Here is an 18,413-nt window from a genome sequence, read left to right as displayed (position 1 = left end):
AGCCGGTCGAATGGCGTCGGCTTTCGTCTGGGTAATCGTCGCTCTCCTGTGGGCCGTGCTGTTGGTGTACGGATCGTCGGTTCTCTGGTGGTGGTTCGAAACGATAGTCCTCTCCCGCGGCTGGCGTGTCGGTGCTGACGAGCTCGAGTGGGGGTTCGACGACGTCCAGGTTCGGGTCCTGACGATAGACGCCGAAGCGGTCGTCCAGACGACGGTCGATTCCGTTCCCGACGAGATTACCGACGTGCGCGTCATCGCCGAGGAGGACCTCTCCGTCGACGGCGCGTCCGTTCACGTCGTCCCGGACGAGTTTGCGTGCGAGGCGACCAACAAAGGTCGCGCCCTCGAGTGGGCGCGCCGGAACGTCCCCTGCGACAAGGAGTACGTGCTCTACATCGACGAGGACACGCTCATGGCGGGGTTTGCGGGAATTCCCGACGCGGATATCGTCCAGTTTACCGAAAAGCCGCTGTACACCGGCTCGAAACTCGCGTATCTCGCCGAGGTGTTCCGCATCGGCTACCAGTTCGAACAGGTGGGGTTCCACCGGCTCCGCTATCCGCTGTACGCGTGGGGCGGCGGCGTCGCCGTTCGGTCTTCGCTCGAGGACCAGATCACGTGGGACGCCGCCACGATTACCGAGGATACGAACTTCATCTGGCGGGCGGCGGATGCACGAGAGCTCTCGTTTCGGGTACTGGACTCGCGGTTTCGAAATCAGGCGCCGCCGTCCCTTCGAGCGATGATCAAACAGCGTCGCCGGTGGATTTCGGGAACGACGAGTGACGGGGGGATCCTCCCGCGGTATTATCGTCCGCTGTACTACACGCGCATCGTCGCGTGGGCGTTCTCTCCGTTCGTGCCGCTACTGATGGGCATCGGCTACCTGTTTCCGCGCAGCATCCCGACGCTGGCTCCGTATCGGGTGCTTTCGCTCGCGTTCGCGAGCATGCTGTTCGTGTACATGATCGCGGGCCTCTGGGGGTATCGGAAACATCCGCTGGTGTGGCCGCTGTTCGTTCTGCTCACGCCGGCCGCGGTGTGCGTCCACTCGATCGGTGCGCTGTGGGGCCTGATTCGCCCGGTGGACACGTTCGAGGTGACCGAAAAGGTGGTGCCCGAAACTATCGAAGCGGTGCACGACGATCTCGAGCGGGGCGATCTTTCGAAACACGACGGGACGAAGCGTCTGTTTCGAGAGTCCGACGATCAATTCCAGTCGACGGTGTTCGACGACTAGGGAGGTCCCGCACCGATACCACGCGTCGACAAACTGACGACCTGGCGACTTGGCTTGAGAACGGATCCGAATACGGAATCGATTACCGCCGTTACGGTCGCTCGAGCAGCGGCTCCTGCGTCCGAATCGGGCCGATCGAGCCGCCCGACTGGGCGATGTTGAACGCCATCATGAGGTCGGTTCGCGAGATCAGGCCGGCGAGGTCGCCGTCGGCGGTCATCACCGGCAGGCGGCCGACGCCGCGTTCCTGCATCGTCTCGAGCGCGTCCATGACCGGCTGGTCGGGCCGGACCGTCGGGACGTCGTCGGCCTCGGTCATCACGTCCTCGACGCGATAAGCGTCCCGCTCGACCTCGCGAACGGACTGGGTGTCCTCGAGGGTCACCATGCCGGCGAACCGGCCGTTTCGCAGTACCGGGTAGCCGACGTGGCGTTCCCGCAGCATTCGGTCGAGGAGGTCGGCGACCGTCGTCTCCTCGGTGACGGTCTCGAGCTCCTCGGCGGGGGTCATGATGTCGCGCACGGTGACGCCCTCGAAGGCGGCCTTCAGCGCCGTCTGCTGGGCCTCACCCGAGGCGCCCATGTAGATGAAGAAGGCGAGCGCGATCATGAGGAGATCGAAAGCGAGCAGACCGATGAGACCCATCAGCACCGCGAACCCCTTGCCGACGGCGGCGGCGATCTGCGTCGCGCGGACGTGGGGCCGGTTTCGGGCCAGCAGCGCGCGCAGGACGCGACCGCCGTCCATCGGGAACCCCGGCAGCATGTTGAAGCCGGCGAGGGCGACGTTCATGAGCGCGAGGTAGCCGACGACGAAGCGGGCCGCCGGGAGGTCGGTCGGGAGCGCGACGAAGGCGACGTACGAAACCGCGCCGACGGCGACGCTGACGATCGGACCGGCGACGGCGACGAGAAGCTCCTGCCGCCAGTCCTCGGGCATCTCGGTGAACTGCGCGACGCCGCCGAGCAGCCACAGCTTGATCGACTCGATCGTAAAGCCGTAGTGCAGCGCCACGGCGGAGTGGCCGAGCTCGTGCAACAGGACGCCGACGAACAGTCCGATGGCCGACGCGAGGCCGAGCAGCCACGGCGTCGACCCTTCCGTAAGCGCGCCGCTCGAGGGGGTCGCCTCCGGAAGAATTCCGAGGATGTCGATCCAGAACTCCACTTGCGAGCCGATGACCCAGGCGAACAGCGGCAACACGAGCAGGAACGTCAGGTCGAGCTCGATCGGAATCCCGAAGATCCGACCGATACGGAAGCTTGCCATGGCGTCCAGTAGGGAGTCGTGGCTGTTAAACGGTCTGTCTTATCCGTCCGAGTGTCGGTGATCGGGCTCGGTTGGAATCCGCAACAGCCGATAAGAATAGCGTGCTAAATACAGAGGGTGGATTTAGCACGGCGCACGTACCCTACCAAAGGGTGAAGACTGCTTGCCGAACCTGACCGATAACAGGAGCGGACGACGAGGCCAACGGCCTTGAGGCGGCGGTGAACCTATCTACCCATATCTCGTCGTCTCTCTCCCGCATTCCCACACGGTCGTGCCTGCCAGGGAAGGTCGTGCCTGCCAGGGAAACACGAGTGACCTGAGTCCAGCGAGATCCTCTATAGTCTCGAACTCACCCCGACTGCTCGGTGCGGGTCATCCGCCACGTACCACATCGGCTCGTTGCACGTCGTCTTCGAGTTGATCTGCGTATTCCAGCCGGAGTCGCCGTGCGTCGTCTCGGGACACCGGGCTACGGCCCTCGATCTCGTGTGTGACTGGGTGGTACGCGTCGACATCGAATCCCATGCGTTCGAGATACGACCTGACCGACGCCGACGCCAGCCCGTCGCGGATGGCGTCGTTGACGTATCCCAGAACGGCGTCGAACGTCGGGACAACGACGCCGTTTTCTGTGACGCGGCCCTCGTCGCCCTCGATTCGCAACGTCGTCTCGGCGGCGTGGGTCGCGATGGTCGTGATCGAATCGGCCAGGCGGACGACCCGGCTCGGCAGGGCGGTGTCCGGTGAACGCCACTCGACGGTCGGAAACTCCTCGCGGAGTTGAACGGGCGTCCAGATGGCACTCTCTGGCTCGAAGTTGCGCTCGACGGTTCGGCGGTTGATCCCGGCATCGGCCGCCGCAACCACGAACTCGTCGTAGCGTCGTTCCAGACGCCGTTTCCATTCGTCGGTATCGTCAATGTACGGCCAGAGCCACCCCTGGTGTGGAACGTCGTCGTATGCCATCCAGCGGTAGAGCTTCGACCTGGCACCGGCCGCCAGGTGTCGCCCCTGATAGTAGGGGGACGAATTAACCAGGGCGAGCGCTGGATCGAGTGCGACGAGTGCGTTTACCAGATCGGCCTCGTGACCCGGCACTTGCTCGACGTGGACGTGTGTTCCCGCGCAGTGACGAACGTACGAGAAGTCTCCACCGACGACTTGATTCTGTACTCGTGTCCGGTCGCTCTCCAGTTCCTGGACCCGATCCTCGTTCAACGGCGTGGCCAGCGGAACCAGCCGTTTACCGTCCATCGCGGCGCGCTCTAGGGCCTCGCCGACCCGTTCGAATAGCTCGGCACGTAACCCGTCGGTCGTCTCACACGGGGTCGTCTTGATCTCGAGGATCGGCTCGACGAACTCTCGCTCGGTGCCCGGCGCCGCCACCATGTGGTCGCTCGGCTCGACGAGGTGGCCCTCCTCGTCGATTACCCAGTATTCGACCTCGATACTACGTCGTACCGGCTCTGAGTTGTGTGGTAACACGATGTCCTCGTTCGCCGCGTCTGTCTCTGTCGGTGCGCTCCTCTCTGGACCGTAGCTATGCTAATTTTTCACATTATCTGGAGTGTGACTCATTCACATGAATGTTGTGTGCGCCTACAATATCTGCCTCAAATCGTAGACGGGACGATTGTAGTGAATACGGCGGCGGAATCTCGAGCGACTCGAGAGTGCGCTCAGACCGCTTCGACGCGCTCGAAGAGGTATGTCCCGACGGCGACCGTGATCGCCGACGAAACGACGAGGGCGCCGAGGTCGACGGCGACGGGGTACGTCGAGGTTCCGACCAAGACGGCGCGCAAGCCGTCGACGCCGTAGGTTAGCGGGTTCGCGAGCGCGAGCAGTTGCACCGGGTCCGGGAGACTCTCGAGCGGAAAGAGCGCGCCCGAGAGGAAAAACAGCGGAAAGATGACGAACTGGACGACCAGTCCGAACCCCTCGCTGTCGTTGAACTGCGAGGCCAGCGCCACGCCGAACCCGACGAACGTGACCGCGATCAACACCATGAACACCACGGCCAGCGGGATCGATAGCAGGCTGCTAACGGGGAATCCGAGCGGGATCGACAGCAGGAGGATCAGCGTCGCCTGCACGAGCGCCGTCGTCGACCCGCCGGCGATCCGCCCGAGGACGATCGACGTGCGGCTGACGGGGGCGACGAGGATCTCTTTTAAGAAACCGACGTCCTGATCCGAGAGGATCGACAGGCCGGCGAAGGACGCGCCAAAGAGCATCGTGAACCCGACCATCCCGGGCACGAGGTACTCGAGGTAGTCGACCTCCGCCGGGAGCCCGGGGATGGCGGCGCCGCCGAACCCGAAGCCGAGAAAGACCAGGAACAACAGCGGCATCGCGATCGAGCCGACGATCTGCGAGGGCGACCGGAGAAATCGCTTGACATCCCGCAGCCAGAGCGCGTAGACGCTGCGTGCGTCGACGAGTTTCATCGGTCGTCCTCCGTCGCGGCAGTGTGCGGTCGTCGACCCGTTGATCCGTCTCGCTCGCCAGCGTCGTCGGGGCTGACAGTCGCTTCGCTGTCCGCACCCGACGCCGACGAGCCGTCGCCGATCGTCGACCCCGTCAGCGAGAGGAACACGGTCTCGAGGTTCGGCCGGTGAACGTCGATCGAGGCGATCGGCGCGCCGGCCTCGTCCGCCAGCCGCACGAGGTCGGCGATGCGCTCGGCACCGCGATCGACGGTGACCCGGACGACGTCGGCATCGTCGTCGGTCGCATACTCGGCGACCCACGGCCGGTCCTCGAGTCGTCGGCAGAACGCCGCGGCCGACCCGTCGACGGTCAGCGAGACCACGTCGCCGCCGAGCGACTCCTTGAGCGCGGCCGGCGTATCGATGGCCGCGATGTCCCCGTCGTCGACGACGGCGACGCGGTCGCAGAGCTGTTCGGCCTCCTCGATGTAGTGGGTCGTCAGCACGATCGAGACGCCGGCCTCCTCGTTCATCCGCTGGATGTACTCCCAGGTGTCGCGGCGGGTCCGCGCATCGAGCCCGACGGTGGGTTCGTCGAGGAAGAGCACCGACGGCTCGTGAAGCAGCCCGCGGCCGATCTCGAGCCGTCGCTTCATCCCCCCGGAGTACGAGCCGACGGGCTGGTCGCGTTCGGCCTCGAGGCCGACGAGCTCGAGTATCTCGTCGATTCGCCGGCGCCGCGCGGCGCCGTCCATGCCGTACAGCCGCGCGTGGAAGGCCAGGTTCTCCTCGCCGGTCAACTCTTCGTCGAGCGCGGGTTCCTGGAAGACGATACCGAGGCTGTTGCGGACGGCCGCGGTCTCCTCGGTGATGTCGTGGCCGTCGACCGTCGCGGTTCCGGCGGTCGGCCGGAGTAGCGTGACGAGCATGTTGATGAGCGTCGATTTCCCCGCACCGTTCGGCCCGAGCAGGCCGAACAGTTCCCCGTCCTCGACGCGAAAGGAGAGGCCGTCGACGGCGGTCGTTTCCCCGAACGTTTTGGTGAGGTCGTCGACCTGTATTGCTACCATAGGTGTGACAGTTACGTTATTTGAGTTACATTAGTTCGCCGACACTGAAGTGCGTGCCGGAGATACCAACCTGCGGTCGATCAGCCGGAGGGCGACTCGTCGGATTCGAGCAGGTGCGTCTGGACGTACTGATCGAACGCGGCGGCCGCATCCGCGAGCACCTCGTCGGACCCGGTCGCGCGCTGGACCGTCGATCCGGTTGTCACGACCGCGAACAGCGCCGCCGGTTCCGCCGGATCGACCTCCCGGGACGTCCCCGCTTCGATACCGGCCCGGATCGTCTCCTCGAGGAACGGCAGCAGTTGCGTCGTGGTGATCGGCCGCCGCTCGGTTCCGGCGGTTTGACGGTGACTTTCCGGTGATTCCAGTCCGCTCCCCTCGTTCCCGTCATGACGACTACCGAATACGGTCGCTGGCCATAAAAACTGATTGAATGTTCGATCACCGTCGGCGGAACGGAGCGGACACGCCACCTGCGGGCCGCGACGGCCGGTAGCGCGTCGATAGCGAGTCGAGCGTTCGCGGTGACGTCCACGGCCGAATCGCAGGGACGCATCCCCGACGGTCGCGGATCGGCCGCTCGAGACGAAGATTTATTCCTACTGAACGGTTAGTCAGCGTATGCCTCGCTCGGTCTCGCGGAAGCGACCGTGGCTCGCAGCGCTTCTCGCTGTACTCGTTACCGGACTCGGGCATCTGTACCTTCGGCGACTGCGACGTGCGGTCGGGTGGCTCGCCCTTTCGGTCGCCGTCACCGCGCTCTTCGTCGATCCGGCGGCGCTCGACGAAATCGCGACCGGCACCATGAACCGCGACGCGCTGCTCGGCGTCGCGCCCTCGTTGTTCGTCATCGGACTCAGCGCTATCGACGCCTACCTCCTCGCTCGCGACACCGCTGCTCGCTCTCGTTCGCCCGTCGAGGGCGGCGACGACGCCGACGACGCCGACCCTGACCCAGACGAGTCGATCTCCTGTCCCCACTGCGGGAAGGACCTCGATCCCGACCTCGAGTTCTGTCACTGGTGTACGAAACCGATCGACGGGACCGACGGAACCGATCACGAGCGAGACGACGCGACGCGAGAGTCGTAAGACCGCTTCCTCGCGCACCGAGGCCGTCGACTACCGGCACGTCAGGGAGTACTGCGCGGCGGTTCATCTCGCCGTCATCAGCGCGTCCTCGGCGTCGAAACTGACTGCTCGAGGGGACTCAATTACTCGAAAACGACGGAGATGGAAAGCGAGTTGCGAAGGCGTGTTCGCAAACGCGTGGGACAGACCACGGCAGGTGGGTTGACGGTGGGTGGAAGGTGGTGTGGTGCGTGAATCGGCTGAGGGTGCGGCCACTGTTCCTGACCGCACCCGTCGTTTGGCGGGTGAACATAATAAACGGGGGAACGCGCTCCCACACTCTGGGAATGGGCGAAACCCGTGCTGTGCTGCCGGTTCGCCGACAAAACGGTTTGCGCGTGTCCGGGGCAAACCGTCGCCGGTCGAGCTTCGGTCGGCGTGTGCCGTCAGGGAAGGTACGTTTGCTTGCACGCGCCGCAGACGTGCATTCCGTACTCCTCCGTCGTGAGCTTTCGCGTCCGACAGAGTTCACATTCCCGGCGACTCCGACCAGGAGTCATCATTTCGGAGATGTTCGTCTGCTTCGTCGAGACGGCGTCGCGGAACTGGAATTCCGGGATCACGACGCCCTCATTAGCGGATTGTTCGAAAAGAGAACCGTCCCGTCATCCTCATGCGCCTTCGGGTCGGCGAATCTCGACCACGTACGTCAGGTCGCGGCGATTCGCGAGAATGGGTCGTCACAACAACACATAAGACGAACGGACATGCTTGATAGCGTATGTCAATCGGAACGTGTTACTTTCCGGAACACTGGCCGCGCGAACGATGGGAGGCGGACGTCCGGCAGATGGCCGACGCGGGTCTCGAGTACGTCCGAATGGGCGAGTTCGCGTGGTCGCGGTTGGAACCCGAGCGCGGCGAGTTCGACGTCGAGTGGCTTGAGACGGCCCTCGAGTACATCGGTGACCACGGACTGCAAGCCGTGCTGTGTACGCCGACGGCGACGCCGCCGCGGTGGCTCGTTGACGACCATCCGGACATGCTGCAGGAGGAGCCGGACGGGACGACGCGCGAGTTCGGCAGTCGTCGCCACTACTGCTTCAACTCCGAGGCGTACGCGCTGGAGACGGATCGGATCGTTTCGCGGCTGGCGGAGCGGTTCGCCGACCATCCCGTCGTCGCCGGCTGGCAGACTGACAACGAGTACGGCTGTCACGGAACGATTCGGTGTTACTGCGACGACTGCTCGGCGGCGTTCAGCGAGTGGCTTCGCGACCGGTACGGCGACGTCGAGACGCTCAATGAGGCGTGGGGGACGTCGTTCTGGAGCCAGCGGTACGACGACTTCGATCAGATCCAGCCGCCGCGCCACTCCGCGGCCAGCCAGCACCCGTCGCTGGTGCTCGATTACTACCGCTTCAGCAGCGACAGCGCCGTCGAGTACAACGAGCGGCAGGTCGACATCCTGCGCGAGGCCGACGACGACTGGTTCGTCACGCACAACTTCATGAGCCACTTCGGCTCGCTCGACGCCTACGACGTCAGCGAGAGCCTCGATTTCGCCGCGTGGGACTCCTACCCGACTGGCCACGTCCAAGACCGGACGGGCGAGCCCTCGACCGACGAACTGCTCGCGGGCAGTCCCGACGTCACCGGTCTCGATCACGACCTCTACCGCTCCGCCGCGGACGCGCCGTTCTGGGTGATGGAGCAGCAGCCCGGCGACATCAACTGGCCGCCCTACTCGCCCCAGCCCGCCGAGGGAGCGATGCGGCTCTGGGCCCACCACGCCGTCGCGCACGGCGCCGACAGCGTCGTCTACTTCCGTTGGCGCCGCTGCCGACAGGGCCAAGAGCAGTACCACGCCGGACTCCTCGAGGCCGACGGGAGTCCAGACCGCGGCTACGCCGACGCCACCGACGCCGCGGCCGACCTCGAGGCGCTCCCCGACCTCGAAAAACCCGACGCGTCGGTTGCTATCCTCCATGAGTACGACAACCTCTGGGCGCTGAGCATCCAGCCCCACGCCCCGGAGTTCGACTACTGGACCCACCTCGAGACCTACTATCGGGCGCTTCGCGAGCGCGGCGTGACGGTCGATATCGTGCCGCCGACCCGCGACCTCGACTCCTACGCCGCCGTCGTCGCGCCGACGCTGCACTTGGTTGACGACGCGCTCGCGACGCGGCTGACCGAGTACGTCGAAGCGGGCGGGAACCTGCTGTTGACGATGCGATCCGGCGTCAAGGATCGGGCGAACCAACTACTGAACGAACCGGCACCCGGTCCGCTCGCGGACCTCGTCGGCGCGACGGTCGACGACCACGAGGCGCCCCATCCGAAGCAGGAGCGCACGCTCGAGTACGGCGGCGAATCGTTCGCCTACCGCGTCTGGGACGAGCGACTCGAGCCCGACACGGCGACCGTAGCCGGAACCCACCGGTCCGGAACCCCGGCCGGGACCCCCGCGATCACGACGAACGACGTCGGCGACGGGCGCGTCCGATACTGCGGCGTCTGGCCGGAAGACGCGCTGGCGGACGCGCTGGTGACCGACCTGCTCGCGGACGCGAACGTGGCCACGACCCCCGAACCGTTACCGGCGAACGTCCGCGTCGTCGAGCGGGAGGGCTACTCGTGGGTCCTGAACTTTACCGACGAGGAACGACGCCTCTCGCTCCCGTCCGCCGCGTCGGTGGTGGTGGGCTCGGAACCGATTCCGGCGTACGACCTCGCCGTCGTCGAGGCGCCGGTGACCGAACTCGAGATCGCGTGAGAAGCCGAACGCTCGGACGGGACCGCGAATGCCACTACAGGCGGTATTTAAGGTACAGCGAAACGATCGCGAGCGCCGTGAGCGTGTAGCAGAGCGGGCCGGCGCCGACGCTCGCCGTCAACGCGGCCGATACGGCAGTGCCGACGACGCCGATCGCAGCCCCTTCGAAAACCGGACTCATCGGGCGGACGAATCGCTGCCAGCGCGTCGCGGTGAACTCGAACACCGCACCGCCCGCAGTGCGCACCAGGTCGCTCGATTCGCGGCCAGCAGCGTACGGTCCCCCGGATCGATCGGCGTCATCGCTCATGCTCCGCGCCGGGGGATCGATTTCGTACCGACTTCAACTCTCCGCTCGAGAGGCGCTGGCCGCGATCGTCGCCGTTTTCGTATCGACGGCCCATTCTCAGAATGTAGGAGCGCGTTCCCCGCTTTATTATCCACTCCGGCCAAACGACGGATGCGGTCAGGCAGCGACCGCGTTCGAAGCCGATCCACCCACGCACCCACCCAAGGCACCGTCCACTCGCTGAGTCTGTCCCCCGTCCCTAGACGCCTTCGCGACCCGTTTTTCGCGCCGTACTACCCCTTCTCACCTGAGCCAGGACCGTTACGTCTCGAGATCGATCGGCAGGGCTGCGTCTCGAAGCCGATAGTGCGGCGGGTCGAATGCGGTCGCGAGCGCGTGGACCGACACGCCGGCGTCGCGTACCCGTGCGAGCAACTCGGCGAAGTCGGGATCGACGTCGCGGTACGGCCGGAAGCGATCGACGTCGGGCCGTTGCACGACGAACACGACGTGTGCATCGGTCCCGTCGTCGACGAGCGACTCGAGGCTGCGGAGGTGCCGACGGCCGCGTTCGGTCTGTCGGTCGGGGAACTTCGCGACGCCGCCTTCGACGTGCGTACAGGACTTGACCTCGACGTACGCGGGCGAGTCGGACCGGTCGTGAAGGAGGAAGTCGGCCCGGCCGTGATCGGGGAGTTGCGGTTCCCGCTCGCGGAGTTCGTACTTCCCAAAAGCGGGGATAGCATCGGTCGCCAGAATCGCCTCGAAGAGGTCGTTCGCGAGCGCCGCGCGGAGGCTCACGTAGGTCCCGTCGACGTCGATCGCGATCGCGTCGTAGTCGGTCGAGCGGTCGGGATCGTCGACGGGCGAGCAGAGAATCTCCCGGCCGGGCTCGAGGATCCCCTCGAGCGCGCCGGGATCGCCCAGGAACGCCCGTTCGGGGTCGTCGTCGAACCGAACGCGGACGACGAATCGGTTCGGCCGGTCCACGACCCGCCCCGCGACGAGTTCGCCGTCGAACGTGAGCAGTTCCATGGTGCGGTATCTAACGGATCTGCCGCCAGCAATACGAAGCCGTCGATAACTGAACGAGTCGACTCGAGGGCGGCGAGTCGCCACCGCTACGGAGAGACGGTATCTCGGGAGAAGCGACGTCCCGTCATAGCTCCACCTTGTGACCAGAACCACTTAAAGAACGGACGGACCCGCGTCGCTCGCATCGATCGGACCGCCGCGTGGAGTCGCGTTTGAGTAGCGGGACGGATCGGCTAGACGACGGCGTCTCGAGGCGAGGGCAGAACACTCGCGGGGGTGCCGCTGACACATGGCCGGGAGAGGGAAGGGCGATGATCGGAGCGCAGTCGTCGAGTGGGTCCCCGCGAGTGTGCTGGGACGTAGTGCAGCGACTCCAAAGAGACTGCGGCCAAATAGCATTGGAACGAACTGTCACGCTACGCTGAACGCCGGTCGAACGACGGGCGGACGAAGGGGACGTCGACGTCGTGGCCGGCGACGTGCGCGTTCAGTTTCGCCGCGGCGGGCGACTCCCGCACGGCAGCGGCGTCGTAGCCCGCGGCGTCGAAGGCGTCCGTGATCCAGCGTTTGCCCCGGAGCTGGAATTTCTGGTGGTACGCCTCCGCCACGTAAACGTCCTCGAGCGGTTCGAGCCGCGTCTCGATCCTCTCGCGGTCGTACTCGGAGTCGGCCAGATACGCTCGCAGCTGGTCCCGTTGATCGGCCGTCTCGGTGAAGACGACGTGCTGGTACTGGCGTTTCTTCGGCTGCCGGTACGGACGGTGTTCCGCGAATGCCCACTCGAGGAGGTCGGCGAACGACAGCCGGTTGGGGTCGTACTCGAGCTGGACGACCTCCGTGTGGTCGCCGACGACCTCGTAGGAGGGATCGGCCGTCGTCCCGCCGGCGTATCCGACCCGCGTTCGAACGACGCCGTTCAGCGCACCGGCCGACGCGTCGGGACCCCAGAAACAGCCGAGGCCGAAGGTCGCCGTTTCGGTAGTGTCTGGTGCCTGCGCGTCGAACTCCTCGATGACCGTTGGTGTGAGCATAGCGGTAGTGGATAATCGGGTTCGGTACCCGCGTTCCGATCCGTACACGGTTAACCCTGTCTCTGCCCCCTCGACTGGCGTCCTCGAGGCGGACGCTTCGCCCGTCGCTTCTCATTGTAATCAACGGACTCGCGTTCGTCTTCATTGGCTACCCGGTGAACCCCGCTGCTGAGTCACTGAACTTCGTAGGTGAGAGCCACGAATACGTCGCCGTAGTTCCGGACGGCAGTCAGTTTCAGGGGCGGAGCGGTGATCCTGCGCGGCAGAAGCGGCGCACCCGAACCGAGCGTGACGGGCGCAACGCTGAGAATGAGTTCGTCGAGTAGCCCCTGATCGTAGAACTGCCCGACGAGGTCACCGCCACCGACCAGCCATACGTTCTCACCGGCTGCGGCTTCCACCATCTCCGCGTGGACGGGCGCGACGTTCCCCCGCACAAAGCGAACGTTCGCGCCGTCGACCGCCGGCAGTTCCCGACTGCTAAACACCCAGGTTGGGACGTCGTATGGCCACTTTTCGGGATTCTCGAGCAGATTCTCCCGTTCGATCAGCCACTCGTAGGTCGTCGAGCCCATGGCCGCGGCACCGACCCCGTCTACGAACCGCGGGTAGTCGTCCCGTATCCCCTCGGTTTCTTCGATCTCTCCGAACTGGAAGAGCCAGTCCAGCGAACCGTCGTCGTCGGCGATGTACCCGTCGATACTCGTCGCCGTGAAATATTGGGTCTTCATCCGCTCAATCGTTACTTCGGAGGAGTTCTAGCGGTATAACGGTATCCACGACTGGGACCGGAACCTCAGAAGCGGCTGTCGTCGACCGAACTACCGGTCGAACCCACGATCACTCGATCTCTAACTGGCCACTCTCCTCGGTCTCCTCGCCGCCGTCCTCGTCCCACTCGAGTTCGAACTCAAGACTCAGCTCGCCGGGGCCGTCCGTCGGCCCCTCACGTTCGGCCTTGACCTCGAACGTGGGACGGGCCGGCGGATCCATCGTCACGGATTCCGAGCCGGACTTGAGCGTGACCGTCTCGCCCTGTTCGAGTTTGTCGGCGACGCTGCGAAGGTACGACGCGACCTCCGCTCGTGATTGGTCGCTCTCGGATTTGAAGAGCACTTCTTCGGGCATGGAGATCAGTACACCGTCTGCACTGATAAGTACATCTGCCCTATCGAACGGCGCCGTCACCCGCGTGTGAACGCGGCGTCGGCGACACGGCGCTCGTCAGATGAACTCGGAATTCTGCGGCCCGTTCGTGACGTGTACCTCGAACGGCTGAGTGCTGACGTCGTCCCGTTCGACGAGATGCCAGTAGGTCTCGGCCAACTCGTCGGGGTCGAGGAGGGTGTCGTCGTCGCGGTCGTCCGTCCGCTCGCGAACCGCCGGCGTCTCGATCTGGCCGTCGATGACGACGTGTGCGACGTGAATCCCGTCGGGACCGAACTCCTGAGCCATGTCCATCGCCATCCCGCGGGCGGCGAACTTCGCGGCCGTGAATCCGATCGCGCCGCCGAGGCTCCGCACCGACGAGGTCGCACCGGTGAAGATGACCGTCCCACCGCCGGCCTCAAGCATGTCGTCGACGGCCTCCTGCGAACAGACGAACGCGCCCCGGCCGTTGACTTCCCACGCCCGTTCAAACTCCGCAACGCTCGTGTCCATGAGCCCCTTCCAAGAGGCTGCACTCGCGTGATTGACAAGCACGTCGACCGGGCCGAATTCGTCGCGGACCGCGTCGAACCCGTCGCGGATCTGGTCGACCTCGGTGAGGTCGGTCGGGACCGCGATCCCCTCGCCCGGGTCGGGGAGATCGTCGGCGAGTTCCTCGATGTAGTCCGCCGAGCGGGCGAACAGGGCGACGCGACACCCCTCCGCCGCGAACGTTCGTGCGATCGATTCGCCCAGCCCCGGACCGACACCAGCGATGACCGCTGTGCGCGTCATACGGATACGAATGGTTCTCGAGGGCAATAATGCCGGACCCTTCGCCTTTCACCCAGATTGGCACGTGATCTTCTCGGCGGCATCCGCGTCGAGCCGGTCGCACGCGTCATGCCGCGGCGGCGGTCGCCGCTCGAGCCGACTAGTTTCAGTTTCACTCCGGTTGGATCGGATATTTACACTCTCGGACCCAACGCTGGAGATAGAGGGGGCGACCACACCACACCGAACCACCATCGGCCTATCGCAGTCACGCGCTCCCTCCACACCACCTTCAACGATTCATGCGTCCCGTACCTTCGCCATCTCTTGGTCCGTCCCTGAGTCGCCACGTCGAGGAGATACCTCCGGATGCTGATCCTCGAGCGCGAGCCGGAAACTGGAGCGACGTACACGCCGTGTTCTCAGAATATCGCCGTCGTGACCCCGGAGTGATCCTCTCGGATGCTGTGTAACGGAATGGACCGGCTGCTGTCCCTGCTGACTCCGCACGAAATCGTGTACGAGTGTCGGCGCTGCGGAACCACCGTCGACGAGACTGCCGACGGCTGTCCCGAGTGCGGTTCGGAAGCGATCGTTCAGCACCGGATCTCGTAACGAACGTCGTCGATAGGCGAGGAACAGATAGTAGCTGCGCTTCGCGAATCGGTCGCGTTCGGCCTCCGGTATCGGTTTGGCGGTGTACGCACCCTACTCGTTTCTAACAGTGTTTCACTTCGGGACCGACCGGACCCTTCGTCGGGACCGTCGGCTTCGTCCGAGTTTGTAAACAGTATCTGTAACCATAGTACACGAAAAACTTTTAATGATGGTAAATGATTCTCACCACAGAGTCCGCCACCATGTCTCGCAACGTTTTCGACGAGAGCGAATACGAACGCCGGGTCGACCGGACGAAAGAGCGGTTGCGCGAGGAGAACCTCGACGCGATCGTGGTCGCCGACCCGGCCAACATGAACTACCTCACCGGGTACGACGGCTGGTCGTTCTACGTCCACCAGGCGGTGATCGTCACCGCCGACCGCGACGAGCCCGTCTGGGTCGGCCGCGAGATGGACGCGAACGGCGCGCGGGCGACGACCGTCCTCGACGAGGATAGCATCCGGTCGTACAGCGACGACCACGTCCACTCCCCGTACGACCTCCACCCGATGGACTACGTCGCGGGCGTCCTCGAGGAACTCGAGGTCGCGGACGGCCGGATCGGCCTCGAGATGGACGCGTCGTACTTCACCGCCAAGTCCTACACGCGGCTGCAGGAGAACCTCCCGGAGGCCGATTTCGAGGACGCGACGCTGCTGGTCGGCTGGGTCCGGATCAAGAAGTCCGAGCAGGAACTCGAGTACATGCGCGAGGCCGCGCGCATCTCCGAGAACGCCATGCAGGCGGGCCTCGACGCGATCGAGGCCGGGGTGCCGGAGTACGAGGCGGCGGCCGCGATCTACGAGCAACTCGTCAGAGGCACCGAGGAGTACGGCGGCGACTACCCCTCGATCGTGCCGCTGATGCCCTCGGGCGATCACACGGGGACGCCGCACCTGACCTGGACCGACCGCGAGTTCGAGGAGGGCGACCCGGTCATCATCGAACTCTCGGGCTGCCGGCACCGCTACCACTCGCCGCTGGCCCGGACGACGTTCGTCGGCGACCCGCCTGCAGAACTGCAGGAGACCGCGGACATCGTCGTCGAGGGGATCGAGGCCGCGCTCGACGCCGTCGAGCCGGGCGTCACCTGCGAGGCCGTCGAGGAGGCCTGGCGCGAGACCATCGCCCAGTACGGCCTCGAGAAGGAGGACCGGATCGGCTACTCGATGGGTCTGGGCTACCCGCCGGACTGGGGCGAGCACACCGCGAGCATCCGGCCGGGCGACGAGACCGTCCTCGAGGAGGACATGACGTTCCACATGATCCCCGGCATCTGGACCGACGAGATCGGCATGGAGATCAGCGAGACGTTCCGCGTCACCGGCGGCGGCGCCGAGACGCTGGCTGACTTCCCGCGACGGCTGTTCACGACGTAATCGACTCGATATCCGACCTTCACCGTACTTTCGACCCTCCGACCCACCACATGACCACGACACCACCGACGCAGGCGGCCGACACCGAATCGGCGGACGACGAACCGGACTCGGCGCTGATCACCGCGCGCCGACAACTCGAGCGCGCAGCGGCGCACATCGACGTCGACGCCGGCGTCGTCGAGCGGTTGAAGCACCCGACGAAGGTCCAGCAGGTATCGGTACCCCTCGAGCGAGACGACGGCTCCGTCGAGGTGTTCACCGGCTACCGGGCGCAACACGACGACGTTCGCGGCCCCTACAAGGGCGGGCTGCGGTACCATCCGGGGGTTACCGCCGAGGAGTGTATCGGCCTCTCGATGTGGATGACCTGGAAGTGCGCCGTGATGGACATCCCCTTCGGCGGCGGGAAGGGCGGCATCGCCGTCGATCCGAAATCCCTCTCCGAGGCTGAGACCGAGCGGCTCACCCGCCGGTTCGCCGAGGAGATCCGCGACGTCGTCGGCCCGAAACAGGACGTCCCCGCGCCCGACATGGGCACCGACGCTCAGACGATGGCCTGGTTCATGGACGCCTACTCGATGCAACAGGGCGAGACGATCCCCGGCGTCGTCACCGGCAAACCGCCCGTCGTCGGCGGCTCCTACGGCCGCGAGGAGGCGCCCGGCCGCTCGACCGCCATCATCGCCCGCGAGGCGATCGAGTACGACGGCCGCGACCTCGCCGAGACGACCGTCGCCGTCCAGGGGTTCGGCAGCGTCGGCGCCAACGCGGCGCGCCTGCTCGACGACTGGGGCGCGACCGTCGTCGCGGTGAGCGACGTCAACGGCGCGGTCTACGACCCCGACGGGCTCGACACCCGCGCGATCCCGACCCACGAGGAGAAACCGGAGGCCGTCCTCGAGCACGACGCCCCCGAGACGCTCACCAACGAGGAGATTCTCGAACTCGACGTCGACGTGCTGATTCCGGCGGCCGTGGGCAACGTCATCACCGCCGACAACGCCGACGCGATCGAGGCCGATATCGTCGTCGAAGGGGCCAACGGCCCAACGACCTTCGCCGCCGACGCCATCCTCGAGGAGCGCGACGTCGCGGTGATCCCCGACATCCTCGCGAACGCCGGCGGCGTCACGGTGAGCTACTTCGAGTGGCTCCAGGACATCAACCGCCGCCAGTGGTCGCTCGAGCGGGTCAACGAGGAGCTCGAGACGAAGATGCTCGCGGCCTGGGAAGACGTCCGCGAACAGGTCGACGCGAAGGATCTGACGTGGCGCGACGCCGCCTACGTGGTCGCGCTCTCTCGGATCGCCGAGGCGAAAGCGACCCGCGGGCTCTGGCCGTAGCGGTCAGCGGGGCCGCGGCCGTGACGAGCGACCGAAAGCCGGACGCGGGCGTAGTTTTTTCCGCGACCGCGTGGGAATACCGCGTAATGTCCTTCGATCCCGATGCCGTCGAGACGCTCGCGTTCGACTCCTACGGGACGCTCGTCGACGTGACGGCCGTCACGGAGCCGCTCTCGGAGTACGTCGACGAGCCCGAACTCGTCTCGAAGCTGTGGCGAGAGCGCTCGCTGGCGTACGCGATGGTCGGCAACGCGATCGACGAGTACGATTCGTTCTACGAGATGAATCGCCACGCGCTTCGGTACGCCCTCGAGACGGTCGGCGCCGACGTCGACGACGACGAGCGCGAGGCGCTCCTCTCGACGTACCACGAGCTCCCGCTGTTCGACGACGTCCGTCCCGGCCTGGAGCGGTTGCACGACGCCGGATACGAGCTGTACGTCGTTTCGAACGGGAACGAGGAGATGCTCGAGTCGATGGTCGATCACGGGGATCTCGGCGACCTCCTCGAGGAGACGATCAGCGCCGACGAGATCTCCCAGTTCAAGCCGGAGCCGGAACTGTATCGCCACGCCGCCGATCGTATCGGCACGCCCATCGAGGAGATCGCGTTCGTCGCGGCGGGCTGGTGGGACGTTCCGGGCGGGATCAACGCCGGGATGCAGGGGGTCTGGGTCGACCGACAGGACACCCTGTGGGGCCCCTACGAGACGGAACCCGACCTCACGATCGAGAGCTTCCACGAACTCGCCGACGAACTCGAGGGAGCATGACTCGGTAGCACGACCCCACTACTCGGGCGGACCCCGGTTTGTTACCACAAAGTATATTCTCCACACAGCACACGTCTCAGGAGAGACGGTGGACGGTCGGGTAGGGGTACTC

General features: G+C 65.5%; 17 protein-coding genes. 6 read left to right on the top strand and 11 right to left on the bottom strand.

Features of this window, described 5'->3' with window-relative positions; genetic code table 11:
* The first annotated feature begins 10 nt into the window (after nucleotides 1-10).
* Nucleotides 11-1,240, top strand: coding sequence for a glycosyltransferase family 2 protein (locus ACYQ26_RS06830; protein ID WP_459808120.1), 1,230 nt, complete (start codon nucleotides 11-13; stop codon nucleotides 1,238-1,240).
* Between the two features lie 91 nt (nucleotides 1,241-1,331).
* On the opposite strand, the gene ACYQ26_RS06825 is transcribed toward ACYQ26_RS06830, so the two are convergent.
* The 5 genes from ACYQ26_RS06825 to ACYQ26_RS06805 form a co-directional block, all read right to left on the bottom strand.
* On the bottom strand, nucleotides 1,332-2,510 hold the full coding sequence (locus ACYQ26_RS06825; RefSeq protein WP_459808119.1) for a CBS domain-containing protein: 1,179 nt from the start codon (nucleotides 2,508-2,510) through the stop codon (nucleotides 1,332-1,334).
* Nucleotides 2,511-2,885: 375 nt separating this feature from the next.
* Nucleotides 2,886-3,998: a glutamate-cysteine ligase family protein gene (locus ACYQ26_RS06820; RefSeq protein ID WP_459808118.1), complete on the bottom strand. Its 1,113-nt coding sequence runs from the start codon at nucleotides 3,996-3,998 to the stop codon at nucleotides 2,886-2,888.
* Between the two features lie 194 nt (nucleotides 3,999-4,192).
* Nucleotides 4,193-4,963, bottom strand: a complete 771-nt coding sequence (locus ACYQ26_RS06815; protein ID WP_459808117.1) for an ABC transporter permease — start codon at nucleotides 4,961-4,963, stop codon at nucleotides 4,193-4,195.
* Nucleotides 4,960-6,015 (bottom strand): ATP-binding cassette domain-containing protein, encoded by a 1,056-nt coding sequence (locus ACYQ26_RS06810; protein ID WP_459808116.1) that lies wholly within the window; start codon nucleotides 6,013-6,015, stop codon nucleotides 4,960-4,962. Before ACYQ26_RS06810 ends, ACYQ26_RS06815 begins: the two co-directional genes overlap by 4 nt.
* Nucleotides 6,016-6,095: 80 nt before the next feature.
* Nucleotides 6,096-6,221: a hypothetical protein gene (locus ACYQ26_RS06805; RefSeq protein WP_459808115.1), complete on the bottom strand. Its 126-nt coding sequence runs from the start codon at nucleotides 6,219-6,221 to the stop codon at nucleotides 6,096-6,098.
* 415 nt (nucleotides 6,222-6,636) lie between these two features.
* On the opposite strand from ACYQ26_RS06805, the gene ACYQ26_RS06800 reads away from it, so the two are divergent.
* Together ACYQ26_RS06800 and ACYQ26_RS06795 are read left to right on the top strand one after the other, a co-directional pair.
* Nucleotides 6,637-7,107, top strand: a complete 471-nt coding sequence (locus ACYQ26_RS06800) for a DUF7575 domain-containing protein (protein WP_459808114.1) — start codon at nucleotides 6,637-6,639, stop codon at nucleotides 7,105-7,107.
* A 760-nt stretch (nucleotides 7,108-7,867) separates the two neighbouring features.
* Entirely contained in the window at nucleotides 7,868-9,865 is a 1,998-nt protein-coding gene (locus ACYQ26_RS06795; RefSeq protein ID WP_459808113.1) for a beta-galactosidase, read from the top strand.
* A gap of 34 nt (nucleotides 9,866-9,899) precedes the next feature.
* Here ACYQ26_RS06795 and ACYQ26_RS06790 read toward each other — a convergent pair whose 3' ends face one another.
* The 6 genes from ACYQ26_RS06790 to ACYQ26_RS06765 all read right to left on the bottom strand — a co-directional run bounded on the left by ACYQ26_RS06790 (nucleotide 9,900) and on the right by ACYQ26_RS06765 (nucleotide 14,164).
* Entirely contained in the window at nucleotides 9,900-10,091 is a 192-nt protein-coding gene (locus ACYQ26_RS06790) for a hypothetical protein (protein WP_459808112.1), read from the bottom strand.
* Nucleotides 10,092-10,475: 384 nt separating this feature from the next.
* Complete coding sequence (gene sfsA, locus ACYQ26_RS06785; protein WP_459808111.1) at nucleotides 10,476-11,189, bottom strand: DNA/RNA nuclease SfsA; 714 nt, start codon at nucleotides 11,187-11,189, stop codon at nucleotides 10,476-10,478.
* A gap of 416 nt (nucleotides 11,190-11,605) precedes the next feature.
* Nucleotides 11,606-12,220: a peptide-methionine (S)-S-oxide reductase MsrA gene (locus tag ACYQ26_RS06780; protein WP_459808110.1), complete on the bottom strand. Its 615-nt coding sequence runs from the start codon at nucleotides 12,218-12,220 to the stop codon at nucleotides 11,606-11,608.
* 173 nt (nucleotides 12,221-12,393) lie between these two features.
* Nucleotides 12,394-12,951: a dihydrofolate reductase family protein gene (locus ACYQ26_RS06775; protein WP_459808109.1), complete on the bottom strand. Its 558-nt coding sequence runs from the start codon at nucleotides 12,949-12,951 to the stop codon at nucleotides 12,394-12,396.
* Between the two features lie 109 nt (nucleotides 12,952-13,060).
* A complete protein-coding gene (locus tag ACYQ26_RS06770; protein WP_459808108.1) occupies nucleotides 13,061-13,348 on the bottom strand; it encodes an amphi-Trp domain-containing protein in 288 nt (95 codons plus the stop codon).
* A gap of 96 nt (nucleotides 13,349-13,444) precedes the next feature.
* A complete protein-coding gene (locus ACYQ26_RS06765) occupies nucleotides 13,445-14,164 on the bottom strand; it encodes an SDR family NAD(P)-dependent oxidoreductase (RefSeq protein WP_459808107.1) in 720 nt (239 codons plus the stop codon).
* Nucleotides 14,165-15,003: 839 nt separating this feature from the next.
* Here ACYQ26_RS06765 and ACYQ26_RS06760 point away from each other — a divergent pair.
* The 3 genes from ACYQ26_RS06760 (at nucleotide 15,004) to ACYQ26_RS06750 (ending at nucleotide 18,301) form a co-directional block, all read left to right on the top strand.
* A complete protein-coding gene (locus ACYQ26_RS06760) occupies nucleotides 15,004-16,182 on the top strand; it encodes a M24 family metallopeptidase (protein WP_459808106.1) in 1,179 nt (392 codons plus the stop codon).
* Nucleotides 16,183-16,232: 50 nt separating this feature from the next.
* Entirely contained in the window at nucleotides 16,233-17,528 is a 1,296-nt protein-coding gene (gene gdhB / locus ACYQ26_RS06755; RefSeq protein WP_459808105.1) for a glutamate dehydrogenase GdhB, read from the top strand.
* Between the two features lie 86 nt (nucleotides 17,529-17,614).
* Nucleotides 17,615-18,301, top strand: a complete 687-nt coding sequence (locus tag ACYQ26_RS06750) for a haloacid dehalogenase type II (RefSeq protein WP_459808104.1) — start codon at nucleotides 17,615-17,617, stop codon at nucleotides 18,299-18,301.
* The last annotated feature ends 112 nt before the right edge of the window (nucleotides 18,302-18,413 follow it).

The sequence above is a fragment of the Halopiger thermotolerans genome, assembly GCF_054654555.1.
The sequence above is the reverse complement of the archived record's forward strand: the minus strand, read 5'-3'. Positions and strand labels throughout refer to the sequence as shown.